The sequence below is a fragment of the Enterobacter cloacae complex sp. P16RS2 genome (genome assembly GCF_014982155.1).
Lineage (GTDB): Bacteria > Pseudomonadota > Gammaproteobacteria > Enterobacterales > Enterobacteriaceae > Enterobacter > Enterobacter cloacae_M.
Window position 1 is genome coordinate 1 of the sequence record NZ_JADCKW010000062.1, and the last position, 13,389, is coordinate 13,389.

At 50.0% G+C, this 13,389-nt stretch carries 28 protein-coding genes; 27 read left to right on the top strand and 1 reads right to left on the bottom strand.

The genetic code is table 11. The annotated features are described in order from the left end of the window. The first annotated feature begins 221 nt into the window (after positions 1–221). Both bfd and bfr read left to right on the top strand, forming a co-directional pair. Entirely contained in the window at positions 222–416 is a 195-nt protein-coding gene (gene bfd, locus INF68_RS22470) for a bacterioferritin-associated ferredoxin (RefSeq protein ID WP_008503493.1), read from the top strand. 72 nt (positions 417–488) lie between these two features. Further along, entirely contained in the window at positions 489–965 is a 477-nt protein-coding gene (bfr, locus tag INF68_RS22475) for a bacterioferritin (RefSeq protein ID WP_008503492.1), read from the top strand. Here the strand turns inward: bfr and INF68_RS22480 are convergent. Beyond that, on the bottom strand, positions 949–1,422 hold the full coding sequence (locus INF68_RS22480) for an A24 family peptidase (protein ID WP_126787481.1): 474 nt from the start codon (positions 1,420–1,422) through the stop codon (positions 949–951). The genes bfr and INF68_RS22480 overlap by 17 nt on opposite strands. 380 nt (positions 1,423–1,802) lie before the next feature. On the opposite strand from INF68_RS22480, the gene rpsJ reads away from it, so the two are divergent. The 25 genes from rpsJ (at position 1,803) to rpsK (ending at position 13,363) form a co-directional block, all read left to right on the top strand. Continuing rightward, positions 1,803–2,114, top strand: a complete 312-nt coding sequence (gene rpsJ, locus INF68_RS22485; protein ID WP_001181005.1) for a 30S ribosomal protein S10 — start codon at positions 1,803–1,805, stop codon at positions 2,112–2,114. A 32-nt stretch (positions 2,115–2,146) separates the two neighbouring features. Beyond that, entirely contained in the window at positions 2,147–2,776 is a 630-nt protein-coding gene (rplC, locus tag INF68_RS22490; protein WP_003863274.1) for a 50S ribosomal protein L3, read from the top strand. A 10-nt stretch (positions 2,777–2,786) separates the two neighbouring features. Beyond that, entirely contained in the window at positions 2,787–3,392 is a 606-nt protein-coding gene (gene rplD, locus INF68_RS22495) for a 50S ribosomal protein L4 (protein WP_000424395.1), read from the top strand. After that, a complete protein-coding gene (gene rplW / locus INF68_RS22500; RefSeq protein WP_000617546.1) occupies positions 3,389–3,691 on the top strand; it encodes a 50S ribosomal protein L23 in 303 nt (100 codons plus the stop codon). The genes rplD and rplW overlap by 4 nt, the downstream gene beginning before the upstream one ends. A 17-nt stretch (positions 3,692–3,708) precedes the next feature. Next, positions 3,709–4,530 (top strand): 50S ribosomal protein L2, encoded by an 822-nt coding sequence (gene rplB, locus INF68_RS22505; RefSeq protein WP_000301859.1) that lies wholly within the window; start codon positions 3,709–3,711, stop codon positions 4,528–4,530. A 16-nt stretch (positions 4,531–4,546) separates the two neighbouring features. After that, entirely contained in the window at positions 4,547–4,825 is a 279-nt protein-coding gene (gene rpsS / locus INF68_RS22510) for a 30S ribosomal protein S19 (RefSeq protein ID WP_001138117.1), read from the top strand. Positions 4,826–4,839: 14 nt separating this feature from the next. Further along, complete coding sequence (rplV, locus tag INF68_RS22515; protein ID WP_002919773.1) at positions 4,840–5,172, top strand: 50S ribosomal protein L22; 333 nt, start codon at positions 4,840–4,842, stop codon at positions 5,170–5,172. 17 nt (positions 5,173–5,189) lie between these two features. Then, entirely contained in the window at positions 5,190–5,891 is a 702-nt protein-coding gene (gene rpsC, locus INF68_RS22520; RefSeq protein WP_000529945.1) for a 30S ribosomal protein S3, read from the top strand. Positions 5,892–5,903: 12 nt separating this feature from the next. Then, a complete protein-coding gene (rplP, locus tag INF68_RS22525; protein ID WP_002919759.1) occupies positions 5,904–6,314 on the top strand; it encodes a 50S ribosomal protein L16 in 411 nt (136 codons plus the stop codon). Further along, complete coding sequence (gene rpmC, locus INF68_RS22530; RefSeq protein ID WP_003863282.1) at positions 6,314–6,505, top strand: 50S ribosomal protein L29; 192 nt, start codon at positions 6,314–6,316, stop codon at positions 6,503–6,505. The genes rplP and rpmC overlap by 1 nt, the downstream gene beginning before the upstream one ends. Then, positions 6,505–6,759, top strand: coding sequence for a 30S ribosomal protein S17 (rpsQ, locus tag INF68_RS22535; RefSeq protein ID WP_008503489.1), 255 nt, complete (start codon positions 6,505–6,507; stop codon positions 6,757–6,759). The genes rpmC and rpsQ overlap by 1 nt, the downstream gene beginning before the upstream one ends. A 166-nt stretch (positions 6,760–6,925) precedes the next feature. Beyond that, entirely contained in the window at positions 6,926–7,297 is a 372-nt protein-coding gene (gene rplN, locus INF68_RS22540) for a 50S ribosomal protein L14 (protein ID WP_002919748.1), read from the top strand. A 10-nt stretch (positions 7,298–7,307) separates the two neighbouring features. Continuing rightward, on the top strand, positions 7,308–7,622 hold the full coding sequence (gene rplX, locus INF68_RS22545) for a 50S ribosomal protein L24 (protein WP_003863287.1): 315 nt from the start codon (positions 7,308–7,310) through the stop codon (positions 7,620–7,622). Between the two features lie 14 nt (positions 7,623–7,636). Continuing rightward, a complete protein-coding gene (gene rplE, locus INF68_RS22550; RefSeq protein ID WP_001096206.1) occupies positions 7,637–8,176 on the top strand; it encodes a 50S ribosomal protein L5 in 540 nt (179 codons plus the stop codon). 14 nt (positions 8,177–8,190) lie between these two features. After that, positions 8,191–8,496, top strand: a complete 306-nt coding sequence (gene rpsN, locus INF68_RS22555) for a 30S ribosomal protein S14 (RefSeq protein WP_003863291.1) — start codon at positions 8,191–8,193, stop codon at positions 8,494–8,496. Between the two features lie 30 nt (positions 8,497–8,526). Further along, positions 8,527–8,919: a 30S ribosomal protein S8 gene (rpsH, locus tag INF68_RS22560; RefSeq protein WP_006178918.1), complete on the top strand. Its 393-nt coding sequence runs from the start codon at positions 8,527–8,529 to the stop codon at positions 8,917–8,919. A gap of 12 nt (positions 8,920–8,931) precedes the next feature. Beyond that, complete coding sequence (gene rplF, locus INF68_RS22565; protein ID WP_003863296.1) at positions 8,932–9,465, top strand: 50S ribosomal protein L6; 534 nt, start codon at positions 8,932–8,934, stop codon at positions 9,463–9,465. Positions 9,466–9,474: 9 nt separating this feature from the next. Next, complete coding sequence (rplR, locus tag INF68_RS22570) at positions 9,475–9,828, top strand: 50S ribosomal protein L18 (protein WP_003863297.1); 354 nt, start codon at positions 9,475–9,477, stop codon at positions 9,826–9,828. Between the two features lie 14 nt (positions 9,829–9,842). Next, entirely contained in the window at positions 9,843–10,343 is a 501-nt protein-coding gene (gene rpsE / locus INF68_RS22575) for a 30S ribosomal protein S5 (protein ID WP_003863299.1), read from the top strand. A gap of 6 nt (positions 10,344–10,349) precedes the next feature. Further along, entirely contained in the window at positions 10,350–10,529 is a 180-nt protein-coding gene (gene rpmD, locus INF68_RS22580) for a 50S ribosomal protein L30 (RefSeq protein WP_003863301.1), read from the top strand. A 3-nt stretch (positions 10,530–10,532) separates the two neighbouring features. Then, on the top strand, positions 10,533–10,967 hold the full coding sequence (rplO, locus tag INF68_RS22585; protein WP_003863304.1) for a 50S ribosomal protein L15: 435 nt from the start codon (positions 10,533–10,535) through the stop codon (positions 10,965–10,967). A gap of 7 nt (positions 10,968–10,974) precedes the next feature. Next, a complete protein-coding gene (gene secY / locus INF68_RS22590; protein ID WP_003863305.1) occupies positions 10,975–12,306 on the top strand; it encodes a preprotein translocase subunit SecY in 1,332 nt (443 codons plus the stop codon). 31 nt (positions 12,307–12,337) lie between these two features. After that, entirely contained in the window at positions 12,338–12,454 is a 117-nt protein-coding gene (gene rpmJ, locus INF68_RS22595; RefSeq protein ID WP_000868187.1) for a 50S ribosomal protein L36, read from the top strand. A gap of 146 nt (positions 12,455–12,600) precedes the next feature. Continuing rightward, positions 12,601–12,957, top strand: coding sequence for a 30S ribosomal protein S13 (gene rpsM, locus INF68_RS22600; RefSeq protein WP_008503488.1), 357 nt, complete (start codon positions 12,601–12,603; stop codon positions 12,955–12,957). A 16-nt stretch (positions 12,958–12,973) separates the two neighbouring features. Beyond that, on the top strand, positions 12,974–13,363 hold the full coding sequence (gene rpsK, locus INF68_RS22605; protein WP_003863312.1) for a 30S ribosomal protein S11: 390 nt from the start codon (positions 12,974–12,976) through the stop codon (positions 13,361–13,363). Positions 13,364–13,389 lie beyond the last annotated feature (26 nt).

Below are 13,389 nucleotides of genomic sequence, written 5' to 3' on the forward strand. Positions count from 1 at the left end.
CGTACCGTTGGCGCGGGCGTTGTTGCTAAAGTTCTGGGCTAATTAATTATCCCTGAATAAAAAAAGGACGCTTCGGCGTCCTTTTTTGTTTTCTGCCGCTCAGGTACTGTCACAAAATTACGCATTTTTTGCCTGCTCCCGCTCCGTATTGTGGCGTTTGTGCTATTGTAATCATAACCATTCTCACTTACACTTTGCGCATAATTTGAACGGGAGTCTCTATGTACGTTTGTTTATGTAATGGTGTAAGCGACAAGAAAATACGTCAGGCCGTTCGTCAGTTTCAGCCTCAGTCGTTTCAGCAGCTACGCAAATTTGTTCCGGTGGGAAATCAATGCGGTAAATGTGTACGTGCTGCGCGAGAGATCATGCAGGACGAATTGATGCAGATCCCGGAATACAAAGAGATCGCGTAAGCGCCCATCTTTTTTTTGACATCCCTGTAGCCCGATCTACGCTTCAATGAGTGGAAGCGGAGGGACTATATAATGAAAGGTGATGTTAAAATCATAAGTTATCTCAATAAATTATTGGGAAATGAGCTTGTCGCAATCAACCAGTATTTTCTTCACGCGAGAATGTTCAAAAACTGGGGACTCAAACGTTTAAACGACGTTGAGTACCATGAATCTATAGATGAGATGAAACACGCTGATAAATATATCGAGCGTATTTTATTCCTTGAAGGCATTCCAAACCTGCAGGATCTCGGCAAGCTGGGTATCGGAGAAGATGTCGAAGAGATGCTGCGTTCCGACCTCAGGCTGGAACTTGAAGGCGCTAAAGATCTCCGTGAAGCCATTGCCTATGCCGACAGCGTACATGACTACGTCAGCCGCGATATGATGATCCAGATCCTGGCCGATGAAGAAGGGCATATTGACTGGCTGGAAACAGAGCTGGATCTGATTGCTAAAATCGGTCTGCAGAACTACCTTCAGTCGCAGATTAAAGTGGAAGAGTAACCACCGTCTTCCAGCCTACGCATAAACCCGCTGCTGCCAGAAATGGCCCAAAAGGCAGTGGGTTTTTTAATGCTCCCTTATCGCCGGGGAGTAACGAAAACACAAGAATGCAAAGTAGCGCCATAAGCGCAGCGAGTAACGCCAGCGCAGGCAACATGCACCAGCCATGCCACGCACCAAGCGCCGCCAGGTATTTTACATCACCATATCCCATCCCTTCACGCCGGCAGATAAACCGATATCCCCAGTAAATAACGGCAAAGCCGATATATCCAGCCATCGCTCCCACCACTGCACTCGGCAGAAAATCAGGTTGGACACAGAGCTGAAAGAGCAGGCCCGCCCATAGCAGTTGGCAGAGAAATTTATCGGGAAGCAGTCCGTAGCGAATATCTGCACGGACGAGAAAGGCAGTCAGCGAAAAATAGACCAGCAAAAAGGGGAGGGTGGTTAACATGGCAAAGGCCTCAAAGGGGTTTGAGCGCATCCTCGCTATAATCGGCCTGGTCGGCAATCTATAAAAACGACACTTGCGTAGGGGCTCGAGACAAAGCCTTGAGAAGGGATACATTGCGTAAAAAGTTGCGCGCCCTTACGCATACTGTGCCTCTGGCGCTTAATTTCTAAACGGCACTTGCGTCTTGTCCAGATTTACGTATAATGCGCGGGCTTGTCGTAATTGACGGCGGGTTCAATCAGAACCAGAGTAGCTCATTTTGTTACTCAACAATGCTCCCAATTGGGGAGCTACGTAAGAACGGTTACACTCTCCCATCAATCGTAATGGGTTTGAGGAGTAATCATTTTCGTTTATAAAATAATTGGAGCTCTGGTCTCATGCAGAACCAAAGAATCCGTATCCGCCTTAAAGCGTTTGATCATCGTCTGATCGATCAATCAACCGCGGAAATCGTCGAGACTGCTAAGCGCACTGGTGCGCAAGTCCGTGGTCCGATCCCGCTGCCGACCCGCAAAGAGCGTTTCACCGTTCTGATCTCTCCGCACGTTAACAAAGACGCGCGCGATCAGTACGAAATCCGCACTCACAAGCGTCTGGTTGACATCGTTGAGCCAACTGAGAAAACCGTTGATGCTCTGATGCGTCTGGATCTGGCTGCCGGTGTAGACGTGCAGATCAGCCTGGGTTAATCAGGTCATCGAGCGATTGAGAGGTTGAAACAATGATTGGTTTAGTCGGTAAAAAAGTGGGTATGACCCGCATCTTCACTGAAGATGGCGTTTCTATCCCAGTAACCGTAATCGAAGTTGAAGCAAACCGCGTTACTCAGGTTAAAGATCTGGCTAACGATGGCTACCGCGCTATTCAGGTTACCACTGGTGCTAAAAAAGCTAACCGTGTAACCAAACCAGAAGCGGGTCACTTCGCTAAAGCTGGCGTAGAAGCTGGCCGTGGTCTGTGGGAATTCCGTCTTGCTGAAGGCGAAGAGTTCACCGTAGGTCAGGACATTAGCGTTGAGCTGTTTGCTGACGTTAAAAAAGTTGACGTAACCGGTACCTCTAAAGGTAAAGGTTTTGCTGGTACCGTTAAGCGCTGGAACTTCCGTACCCAGGACGCTACCCACGGTAACTCCTTGTCTCACCGCGTTCCGGGTTCTATCGGTCAGAACCAGACTCCGGGCAAAGTGTTCAAAGGCAAGAAAATGGCAGGTCAGCTGGGTAACGAACGTGTAACCGTTCAGAGCCTGGACGTAGTACGTGTTGACGCTGAGCGCAACCTGCTGCTGGTTAAAGGTGCAGTTCCGGGTGCAACCGGTAGCGACCTGATCGTTAAACCAGCTGTGAAGGCGTAAGGGGATAGCAATGGAATTAGTATTGAAAGACGCGCAGAGCGCGCTGACTGTTTCCGAAACTACCTTCGGTCGTGATTTCAACGAAGCGCTGGTTCACCAGGTTGTTGTTGCTTATGCAGCTGGTGCTCGTCAGGGTACTCGTGCTCAGAAGACTCGTGCTGAAGTAACTGGTTCTGGCAAAAAGCCATGGCGCCAGAAAGGTACCGGCCGTGCGCGTTCAGGTTCTATCAAGAGCCCGATTTGGCGTTCAGGTGGCGTGACCTTCGCTGCGCGTCCACAGGACCACAGTCAAAAAGTTAACAAAAAGATGTACCGCGGCGCGCTGAAAAGCATCCTGTCCGAACTGGTACGTCAGGATCGTCTGATCGTTGTCGAGAAGTTCTCTGTTGAAGCGCCTAAAACTAAGCTGCTGGCACAGAAACTGAAAGACATGGCTCTGGAAGATGTGCTGATCATCACCGGTGAGCTGGACGAGAACCTGTTCCTGGCCGCACGTAACCTGCACAAGGTTGACGTACGCGATGCGACTGGTATCGACCCGGTTAGCCTGATCGCCTTCGACAAAGTCGTAATGACTGCTGATGCTGTTAAGCAAGTTGAGGAGATGCTGGCATGATTCGTGAAGAACGTCTGCTGAAGGTGCTTCGCGCACCGCACGTTTCTGAAAAAGCGTCTACTGCGATGGAAAAAACAAACACCATCGTTCTCAAAGTTGCTAAAGACGCGACCAAAGCAGAGATCAAAGCTGCTGTGCAGAAACTGTTTGAAGTCGAAGTCGAAGTCGTTAACACCCTGGTAGTTAAAGGGAAAGTTAAACGTCACGGACAGCGTATCGGTCGTCGTAGCGACTGGAAAAAAGCTTACGTCACCCTTAAAGAAGGCCAGAACCTGGACTTCGTTGGCGGCGCTGAGTAAGTCGGAGGAGTAATACAATGGCAGTTGTTAAATGTAAACCGACATCTCCGGGTCGTCGCCACGTAGTTAAAGTGGTTAACCCTGAGCTGCACAAGGGCAAACCTTTTGCTCCGTTGCTGGAAAAAAACAGCAAATCCGGTGGTCGTAACAACAATGGCCGTATCACCACTCGTCACATCGGTGGTGGCCACAAGCAGGCTTATCGTATTGTTGACTTCAAACGCAACAAAGACGGTATCCCAGCAGTTGTTGAACGTCTTGAGTACGATCCGAACCGTTCCGCGAACATCGCGCTGGTTCTGTACAAAGACGGCGAACGCCGTTACATCCTGGCCCCTAAAGGCCTGAAAGCTGGCGACCAGATTCAGTCTGGCGTTGATGCTGCAATCAAAGCAGGCAACACCCTGCCGATGCGCAATATCCCGGTTGGTTCTACCGTTCATAACGTAGAAATGAAACCAGGTAAAGGCGGTCAGCTGGCACGTTCCGCTGGTACTTACGTTCAGATCGTTGCTCGTGATGGTGCTTATGTCACCCTGCGTCTGCGTTCTGGTGAAATGCGTAAAGTCGAAGCAGACTGCCGCGCTACTCTGGGCGAAGTTGGCAATGCTGAGCATATGCTGCGCGTTCTGGGTAAAGCAGGTGCTGCACGCTGGCGTGGTGTTCGTCCTACCGTTCGCGGTACTGCGATGAACCCAGTCGACCACCCACATGGTGGTGGTGAAGGTCGTAACTTTGGTAAGCACCCGGTAACTCCGTGGGGCGTTCAGACCAAAGGTAAGAAGACCCGCAGCAACAAGCGTACTGATAAATTTATCGTACGTCGCCGTAGCAAATAATTTTAGAGGATAAGCCATGCCACGTTCTCTCAAGAAAGGTCCTTTTATTGACCTGCACTTGCTGAAGAAGGTAGAGAAAGCGGTGGAAAGCGGAGACAAGAAGCCCCTGCGCACTTGGTCCCGTCGTTCAACGATCTTTCCTAACATGATCGGTTTGACCATCGCTGTCCATAATGGTCGTCAGCACGTTCCAGTCTTTGTTACCGACGAAATGGTTGGTCACAAACTGGGTGAATTCGCACCGACTCGTACTTATCGCGGCCACGCTGCTGATAAAAAAGCGAAGAAGAAATAAGGTAGGAGGAAGAGATGGAAACTTTAGCTCAACATCGCCATGCTCGTTCTTCTGCTCAGAAGGTTCGCCTTGTTGCTGACCTGATTCGCGGTAAGAAAGTGTCGCAGGCCCTGGACATCCTGACCTATACCAACAAGAAAGCTGCGGTATTGGTCAAGAAAGTACTGGAATCTGCCATTGCTAACGCTGAACACAACGATGGCGCTGACATCGACGATCTGAAAGTCGCGAAAATTTTCGTAGATGAAGGCCCAAGCATGAAGCGCATTATGCCGCGTGCGAAAGGTCGTGCAGATCGCATCCTGAAGCGCACCAGCCACATTACTGTGGTTGTGTCCGATCGCTGAGACTCTGGAGACTAGCAATGGGTCAGAAAGTACATCCTAATGGTATTCGCCTGGGTATTGTAAAACCATGGAACTCTACCTGGTTTGCGAACACCAAAGAATTCGCTGACAACCTGGACAGCGATTTTAAAGTACGTCAGTACCTGACTAAGGAACTGGCTAAAGCGTCTGTATCTCGTATCGTTATCGAGCGTCCAGCGAAGAGCATCCGTGTGACTATCCACACTGCTCGTCCTGGCATCGTTATCGGTAAGAAAGGCGAAGACGTAGAAAAACTGCGCAAGGTCGTAGCGGATATCGCTGGCGTTCCTGCACAGATCAATATCGCTGAAGTTCGTAAGCCTGAACTGGACGCTAAATTGGTTGCTGACAGCATCACTTCACAGCTGGAACGTCGTGTTATGTTCCGTCGTGCTATGAAGCGTGCTGTACAGAACGCAATGCGTCTGGGCGCTAAAGGTATCAAAGTTGAAGTTAGCGGCCGTCTGGGCGGCGCGGAAATCGCACGTACCGAATGGTACCGCGAAGGTCGCGTACCGCTGCACACTCTGCGTGCTGACATCGACTACAACACCTCTGAAGCGCACACCACTTACGGTGTAATCGGCGTTAAGGTATGGATCTTCAAAGGTGAGATCCTGGGTGGTATGGCTGCTGTTGAACAACCGGAAAAACCGGCTGCTCAACCTAAAAAGCAGCAGCGTAAAGGCCGTAAATAAGGAGCGTCGCTGATGTTACAACCAAAGCGTACAAAATTCCGTAAAGTGCATAAAGGCCGCAACCGTGGTCTGGCGCAGGGTACGGATGTTAGCTTCGGCACTTTCGGTCTGAAAGCTGTTGGCCGTGGTCGTCTGACTGCACGTCAGATCGAAGCAGCACGTCGTGCAATGACCCGTGCAGTTAAGCGTCAAGGTAAGATCTGGATCCGTGTATTCCCGGACAAACCGATCACCGAGAAGCCACTGGAAGTTCGTATGGGTAAAGGTAAAGGTAACGTGGAGTACTGGGTTGCCTTGATCCAACCGGGCAAAGTCCTTTATGAAATGGACGGTGTTCCGGAAGAGCTGGCCCGTGAAGCCTTCGGCCTGGCAGCAGCGAAACTGCCTATCAAAACCACCTTTGTAACTAAGACGGTGATGTAATGAAAGCAAAAGAGCTGCGTGAAAAAAGCGTTGAAGAGCTGAACGCTGAGCTGCTGAACCTGCTGCGTGAGCAGTTCAACCTGCGTATGCAGGCTGCAAGTGGCCAGCTGCAACAGACTCACCTGCTGAAGCAAGTGCGTCGCAATGTTGCACGCGTTAAGACTTTACTGACTCAGAAGGCGGGTGCGTAATGACCGATAAAATCCGTACTCTGCAAGGTCGTGTTGTTAGCGACAAAATGGAGAAATCCATTGTTGTAGCTATCGAACGTATTGTGAAACACCCGATCTACGGTAAATTCATCAAGCGTACGACCAAACTGCACGTACATGACGAGAACAACGAATGTGGTATCGGCGACAAGGTTGAAATCCGTGAATGCCGTCCACTGTCCAAGACTAAGTCCTGGACGTTGGTTCGCGTTGTAGAGAAAGCGGTTCTGTAATACAGTACGCCTTCTCAATACGAATAAACGGCTCAGCGATGAGCCGTTTATTTTTTCTACCCATATTGCAGAAGCGGTGTTATAATGCCGCGCCCTCGATATGGGGCTTTTTAACGGCTCTGATTTTAGAGTCTCAGGTAGTAGTTGACATTAGCGGAGCACTAAAATGATCCAAGAACAGACTATGCTGAACGTCGCCGACAACTCCGGTGCACGTCGCGTAATGTGTATCAAGGTTCTGGGTGGCTCGCACCGTCGCTACGCAGGCGTAGGCGACATCATCAAGATCACCATCAAGGAAGCAATTCCACGTGGTAAGGTCAAAAAAGGTGATGTGCTGAAGGCGGTAGTGGTGCGCACCAAGAAGGGTGTTCGTCGCCCTGACGGTTCTGTCATTCGCTTCGATGGTAATGCATGCGTTATTTTGAACAATAACAGCGAGCAGCCTATCGGCACGCGTATCTTTGGGCCGGTAACTCGTGAACTTCGTACTGAGAAGTTCATGAAAATTATCTCTCTGGCACCAGAAGTACTCTAAGGAGCGAATCATGGCAGCGAAAATCCGTCGTGATGACGAAGTTATCGTGTTAACCGGTAAAGATAAAGGTAAACGCGGTAAAGTAAAAAATGTTCTGTCTTCCGGCAAACTTGTCGTTGAAGGTATCAACCTGGTTAAGAAACATCAGAAGCCGGTTCCGGCCCTGAACCAACCAGGTGGCATCGTTGAAAAAGAAGCTGCTATTCAGGTTTCTAACGTTGCAATCTTCAATGCGGCTACCGGCAAGGCTGACCGTGTAGGCTTTAGATTCGAAGACGGCAAAAAAGTCCGTTTCTTCAAGTCTAACAGCGAAACTATCAAGTAATTTGGAGTAGTACGATGGCGAAACTGCATGATTACTACAAAGACGAAGTAGTTAACAAACTCATGACTGAGTTTAACTACAATTCTGTCATGCAAGTCCCTCGGGTCGAGAAGATCACCCTGAACATGGGTGTTGGTGAAGCGATCGCTGACAAGAAACTGCTGGATAACGCAGCAGCTGACCTGACAGCAATCTCCGGTCAAAAACCGCTGATCACCAAAGCACGCAAATCTGTTGCAGGCTTCAAAATCCGTCAGGGCTATCCGATCGGCTGTAAAGTAACTCTGCGTGGCGAACGCATGTGGGAGTTCTTTGAGCGCCTGATCACTATTGCTGTTCCACGTATCCGTGACTTCCGTGGCTTGTCCGCTAAGTCTTTCGACGGTCGTGGTAACTACAGCATGGGTGTCCGTGAGCAGATCATCTTCCCAGAAATCGACTACGATAAAGTCGACCGCGTGCGTGGTTTGGATATTACCATTACCACTACTGCGAAATCTGACGAAGAAGGCCGTGCTCTGCTGGCTGCCTTTGACTTCCCGTTCCGCAAGTAAGGTAGGGTTACTGAATGGCTAAGCAATCAATGAAAGCACGCGAAGTAAAGCGCGTAGCTTTAGCTGATAAATTCTTCGCTAAACGCGCTGAACTGAAAGCGATCATTTCTGATGTGAACGCTTCCGACGAAGATCGTTGGAATGCGGTTCTCAAGCTGCAGTCTCTGCCGCGTGATTCCAGCCCGTCTCGTCAGCGTAACCGCTGTCGTCAAACAGGTCGTCCACATGGTTATGTGGGCAAGTTTGGGTTGAGCCGTATCAAACTGCGTGAAGCCGCCATGCGCGGTGAAGTGCCAGGCTTGAAAAAGGCTAGCTGGTAATTACCAATTGAATCACGGGAGTAAAGACAGATGAGCATGCAAGATCCGATCGCGGATATGCTGACCCGTATCCGTAACGGTCAGGCCGCGAACAAAGTTGCGGTCACCATGCCTTCCGCCAAGCTGAAAGTGGCAATTGCCAACGTGCTGAAGGAAGAAGGTTTTATCGAAGATTTTAAAGTTGAAGGCGACACCAAGCCGGAACTGGAACTTACTCTTAAGTATTTCCAGGGTAAAGCTGTTGTAGAAAGCATTCAGCGTGTCAGCCGCCCAGGCCTGCGCATCTATAAGAAAAAAGATGAGCTGCCAAAAGTTATGGCTGGTCTTGGTATCGCAGTTGTTTCTACCTCTAAAGGTGTTATGACTGATCGTGCAGCGCGCCAGGCTGGTCTTGGTGGCGAAATTATCTGCTACGTAGCCTAATCGGAGGAAAGAATGTCTCGTGTTGCTAAAGCACCGGTCGTTATTCCTGCCGGCGTTGATGTAAAAATCGACGGTCAGGTTATTACGATCAAAGGTAAAAACGGCGAGCTGACTCGTACCCTCAACAAAGCTGTTGAAGTTAAACATGCAGATAACGCTCTGACCTTCGGTCCACGTGATGGTTTCGTGGATGGATGGGCTCAGGCTGGTACCGCGCGTGCCCTGCTGAACTCAATGGTTGTTGGTGTTACCGAAGGCTTCACTAAAAAGCTTCAGCTGGTTGGTGTAGGTTATCGTGCAGCTATCAAAGGGAATGCAGTAGGCCTGTCTCTGGGCTTCTCACACCCTGTTGAGCATCCGCTGCCGGCCGGTATCACTGCAGAATGTCCGACTCAAACTGAAATCGTGCTGAAAGGCGCTGATAAGCAGCTGATCGGTCAGGTTGCAGCAGATCTGCGCGCCTACCGTCGTCCTGAGCCTTACAAAGGCAAGGGTGTTCGTTACGCCGACGAAGTCGTGCGTACCAAAGAGGCTAAGAAGAAGTAAGGTAACACTATGGATAAGAAATCTGCTCGTATCCGTCGTGCGACCCGCGCACGCCGCAAGCTCAAAGAGCTGGGTGCAACTCGCCTGGTGGTACATCGTACCCCGCGTCATATTTACGCACAGGTAATTGCACCGAACGGTTCTGAAGTTCTGGTAGCTGCTTCTACTGTAGAAAAAGCTATCTCAGAACAATTGAAGTACACCGGTAACAAAGACGCCGCTGCAGCTGTAGGTAAAGCTGTTGCTGAACGCGCTCTGGAAAAAGGCATCAGCAATGTTTCCTTTGACCGTTCCGGGTTCCAATATCATGGTCGTGTCCAGGCACTGGCAGATGCTGCCCGTGAAGCTGGCCTTCAGTTCTAAGGTAGAGGTGTAAGATGGCTCACATCGAAAAACAGGCTGGCGAACTGCAGGAAAAGCTGATCGCGGTAAACCGCGTATCTAAAACCGTTAAAGGTGGTCGTATTTTCTCCTTCACAGCTCTGACTGTAGTAGGCGATGGTAACGGTCGCGTTGGTTTTGGTTACGGTAAAGCGCGTGAAGTTCCAGCAGCGATCCAGAAAGCGATGGAAAAAGCCCGTCGCAATATGATTAACGTCGCGCTGAACAACGGCACCCTGCAGCACCCAGTTAAAGGTGTTCACACGGGTTCTCGTGTATTCATGCAGCCAGCTTCAGAAGGTACCGGTATCATCGCCGGTGGTGCAATGCGCGCCGTTCTGGAAGTTGCTGGGGTTCATAACGTTCTGGCCAAAGCATATGGTTCCACCAACCCGATCAACGTGGTTCGTGCAACTATTGATGGCCTGGAAAATATGAATTCTCCAGAAATGGTCGCTGCCAAGCGTGGTAAATCCGTTGAAGAAATTCTGGGGTAATTGACCATGGCAAAGACTATTAAAATCACTCAAACCCGCAGTGCAATCGGTCGTCTGCCGAAACACAAGGCAACGCTGCTTGGCCTGGGTCTGCGTCGTATTGGTCATACCGTTGAGCGCGAGGATACTCCTGCTGTTCGTGGTATGGTCAACGCGGTTTACTTCATGGTTAAAGTTGAGGAGTAAGAGATGCGTTTAAATACTCTGTCTCCGGCCGAAGGCTCTAAAAAGGCGGGTAAACGCCTGGGTCGTGGTATCGGTTCTGGCCTCGGCAAAACCGGTGGTCGTGGTCACAAAGGTCAGAACTCTCGTTCTGGCGGTGGCGTGCGTCGCGGTTTCGAGGGTGGCCAGATGCCACTGTACCGTCGTCTGCCGAAGTTCGGCTTCACCTCTCGCAAAGCAGCGATCACAGCGGAAATCCGTCTGTCTGACCTGGCGAAAGTTGAAGGCGGCGTTGTAGACCTGAACACGCTGAAAGCAGCAAACATTATCGGTATCCAGATCGAGTTCGCGAAAGTGATCCTGGCTGGTGAAGTTTCTACTCCGGTAACTGTTCGTGGCCTGCGTGTTACTAAAGGTGCTCGTGCTGCTATCGAAGCTGCTGGCGGTAAAATTGAGGAATAAGTAGCAGATGGCTAAGCAACCGGGATTAGATTTTCAAAGTGCCAAAGGTGGATTTGGCGAGCTGAAACGCAGACTGCTGTTTGTTATCGGCGCGCTGATTGTGTTCCGTATTGGCTCTTTTATTCCGATCCCTGGTATCGATGCCGCTGTACTTGCCAAACTGCTTGAGCAACAGCGAGGCACCATCATTGAAATGTTCAACATGTTCTCTGGTGGTGCTCTCAGCCGTGCTTCTATCTTTGCATTGGGTATTATGCCGTACATTTCGGCATCAATTATTATCCAGCTGCTGACGGTCGTTCATCCGGCTCTGGCAGAGTTGAAGAAAGAAGGGGAGTCTGGACGTCGTAAGATTAGTCAGTACACCCGTTACGGTACTCTGGTGCTGGCAATATTCCAGTCGATCGGTATTGCTACCGGTCTGCCGAATATGCCTGGTATGCAGGGCCTGGTGTTAAACCCGGGCTTTGCATTCTATTTCACCGCTGTTGTAAGTCTGGTCACAGGGACAATGTTCCTGATGTGGCTCGGCGAACAGATTACTGAGCGTGGTATCGGTAACGGTATCTCTATCATTATCTTCGCCGGTATTGTTGCGGGCCTCCCGCCAGCCATCGCCCATACTATCGAGCAAGCGCGTCAAGGCGACCTGCACTTCCTCCTGTTGCTGTTGGTTGCAGTATTAGTATTTGCAGTGACGTTCTTTGTTGTCTTCGTTGAACGTGGTCAACGCCGCATTGTGGTGAACTACGCTAAGCGTCAGCAAGGTCGTCGTGTCTATGCTGCACAGAGCACACATTTACCGCTGAAAGTGAACATGGCGGGGGTTATCCCGGCTATCTTCGCTTCCAGTATTATTCTGTTCCCGGCAACCATCGCGTCATGGTTCGGGGGCGGTACTGGTTGGAACTGGCTGACAACAATTTCGCTGTATTTGCAGCCTGGGCAACCACTTTATGTGTTACTCTATGCGTCTGCGATCATCTTCTTCTGTTTCTTCTACACGGCGTTGGTCTTCAACCCGCGTGAAACAGCAGATAACCTGAAGAAGTCCGGTGCATTTGTACCAGGAATTCGTCCGGGAGAGCAAACGGCGAAGTATATCGATAAAGTAATGACCCGCCTGACTTTGGTTGGTGCGCTCTATATTACTTTTATCTGCCTGATCCCGGAGTTCATGCGTGATGCAATGAAAGTACCGTTCTACTTCGGTGGGACCTCACTGCTTATCGTTGTTGTCGTGATTATGGACTTTATGGCTCAAGTGCAAACTCTGATGATGTCCAGTCAGTATGAGTCTGCATTGAAGAAGGCGAACCTGAAAGGCTACGGCCGCTAATTGGTCGCCTGAGAAGTTACGGAGAGTAAAAATGAAAGTTCGTGCTTCCGTCAAGAAATTATGCCGTAACTGCAAAATCGTTAAGCGTGATGGTGTCATCCGTGTGATTTGCAGTGCCGAGCCGAAGCATAAACAGCGCCAAGGCTGATTATTTCGCATATTTTTCTTGCAAAGTTGGGTTGAGCTGGCTAGATTAGCCAGCCAATCTTTTGTATGTCTGTACGTTTCCATTTGAGTATCCTGAAAACGGGCTTTTCAGCATGGTGCGTACATATTAAATAGTAGGAGTGCATAGTGGCCCGTATAGCAGGCATTAACATTCCTGATCAGAAACATGCTGTGATCGCATTAACTTCGATCTACGGCATCGGCAAGACCCGTTCTAAAGCCATTCTGGCTGCAGCGGGTATCGCTGAAGATGTTAAGATCAGTGAGCTGTCTGAAGAACAAATCGACACGCTGCGTGACGAAGTTGCCAAATTTGTCGTTGAAGGTGATCTGCGCCGTGAAATCAGCATGAGCATCAAGCGCCTGATGGATCTTGGTTGCTATCGCGGTTTGCGTCATCGTCGTGGTCTGCCAGTGCGCGGTCAGCGTACTAAGACCAACGCACGTACCCGTAAGGGTCCGCGCAAACCGATCAAGAAATAATCGGGGTGATTGAATAATGGCAAAGGCACCAGTTCGTGCACGTAAACGTGTAAGAAAACAAGTCTCTGACGGCGTGGCTCATATCCATGCTTCTTTCAACAACACCATCGTTACTATTACTGATCGTCAGGGTAACGCATTGGGTTGGGCAACAGCCGGTGGTTCCGGTTTCCGTGGTTCTCGCAAATCCACTCCGTTCGCAGCTCAGGTTGCAGCAGAGCGTTGCGCAGAAGCCGTAAAAGAATACGGCATCAAGAATCTGGAAGTTATGGTTAAAGGTCCGGGTCCGGGTCGTGAATCTACTGTTCGCGCTCTGAACGCCGCTGGTTTCCGCATCACTAATATTACTGATGTGACTCCGATCCCTCATAACGGTTGTCGTCCGCCGAAAAAACGTCGCGTATAACGCTCGTTTTTTAGGTTAGTTGGAGA

Bases quoted from the DNA above. Each gene is read 5' to 3' on its own strand.
- rplP (WP_002919759.1), top strand. From the start codon at position 5,904: ATGTTACAACCAAAGCGTACAAAATTCCGTAAAGTGCATAAAGGCCGC.
- rpsQ (WP_008503489.1), top strand. From the start codon at position 6,505: ATGACCGATAAAATCCGTACTCTGCAAGGTCGTGTTGTTAGCGACAAA.
- bfd (WP_008503493.1), top strand. From the start codon at position 222: ATGTACGTTTGTTTATGTAATGGTGTAAGCGACAAGAAAATACGTCAG.
- rplD (WP_000424395.1), top strand. From the start codon at position 2,787: ATGGAATTAGTATTGAAAGACGCGCAGAGCGCGCTGACTGTTTCCGAA.
- rplE (WP_001096206.1), top strand. From the start codon at position 7,637: ATGGCGAAACTGCATGATTACTACAAAGACGAAGTAGTTAACAAACTC.
- rpmC (WP_003863282.1), top strand. From the start codon at position 6,314: ATGAAAGCAAAAGAGCTGCGTGAAAAAAGCGTTGAAGAGCTGAACGCT.
- rplF (WP_003863296.1), top strand. From the start codon at position 8,932: ATGTCTCGTGTTGCTAAAGCACCGGTCGTTATTCCTGCCGGCGTTGAT.
- rpsS (WP_001138117.1), top strand. From the start codon at position 4,547: ATGCCACGTTCTCTCAAGAAAGGTCCTTTTATTGACCTGCACTTGCTG.
- rplC (WP_003863274.1), top strand. From the start codon at position 2,147: ATGATTGGTTTAGTCGGTAAAAAAGTGGGTATGACCCGCATCTTCACT.
- bfr (WP_008503492.1), top strand. From the start codon at position 489: ATGAAAGGTGATGTTAAAATCATAAGTTATCTCAATAAATTATTGGGA.
- rpsC (WP_000529945.1), top strand. From the start codon at position 5,190: ATGGGTCAGAAAGTACATCCTAATGGTATTCGCCTGGGTATTGTAAAA.
- rplB (WP_000301859.1), top strand. From the start codon at position 3,709: ATGGCAGTTGTTAAATGTAAACCGACATCTCCGGGTCGTCGCCACGTA.
- rpsN (WP_003863291.1), top strand. From the start codon at position 8,191: ATGGCTAAGCAATCAATGAAAGCACGCGAAGTAAAGCGCGTAGCTTTA.
- secY (WP_003863305.1), top strand. From the start codon at position 10,975: ATGGCTAAGCAACCGGGATTAGATTTTCAAAGTGCCAAAGGTGGATTT.
- rpsK (WP_003863312.1), top strand. From the start codon at position 12,974: ATGGCAAAGGCACCAGTTCGTGCACGTAAACGTGTAAGAAAACAAGTC.
- rplX (WP_003863287.1), top strand. From the start codon at position 7,308: ATGGCAGCGAAAATCCGTCGTGATGACGAAGTTATCGTGTTAACCGGT.
- rpmD (WP_003863301.1), top strand. From the start codon at position 10,350: ATGGCAAAGACTATTAAAATCACTCAAACCCGCAGTGCAATCGGTCGT.
- rplW (WP_000617546.1), top strand. From the start codon at position 3,389: ATGATTCGTGAAGAACGTCTGCTGAAGGTGCTTCGCGCACCGCACGTT.
- rpmJ (WP_000868187.1), top strand. From the start codon at position 12,338: ATGAAAGTTCGTGCTTCCGTCAAGAAATTATGCCGTAACTGCAAAATC.
- rpsJ (WP_001181005.1), top strand. From the start codon at position 1,803: ATGCAGAACCAAAGAATCCGTATCCGCCTTAAAGCGTTTGATCATCGT.
- rplV (WP_002919773.1), top strand. From the start codon at position 4,840: ATGGAAACTTTAGCTCAACATCGCCATGCTCGTTCTTCTGCTCAGAAG.
- rpsE (WP_003863299.1), top strand. From the start codon at position 9,843: ATGGCTCACATCGAAAAACAGGCTGGCGAACTGCAGGAAAAGCTGATC.
- rplR (WP_003863297.1), top strand. From the start codon at position 9,475: ATGGATAAGAAATCTGCTCGTATCCGTCGTGCGACCCGCGCACGCCGC.
- rpsH (WP_006178918.1), top strand. From the start codon at position 8,527: ATGAGCATGCAAGATCCGATCGCGGATATGCTGACCCGTATCCGTAAC.
- rplN (WP_002919748.1), top strand. From the start codon at position 6,926: ATGATCCAAGAACAGACTATGCTGAACGTCGCCGACAACTCCGGTGCA.
- rplO (WP_003863304.1), top strand. From the start codon at position 10,533: ATGCGTTTAAATACTCTGTCTCCGGCCGAAGGCTCTAAAAAGGCGGGT.
- INF68_RS22480 (WP_126787481.1), bottom strand. From the start codon at position 1,422: ATGTTAACCACCCTCCCCTTTTTGCTGGTCTATTTTTCGCTGACTGCC.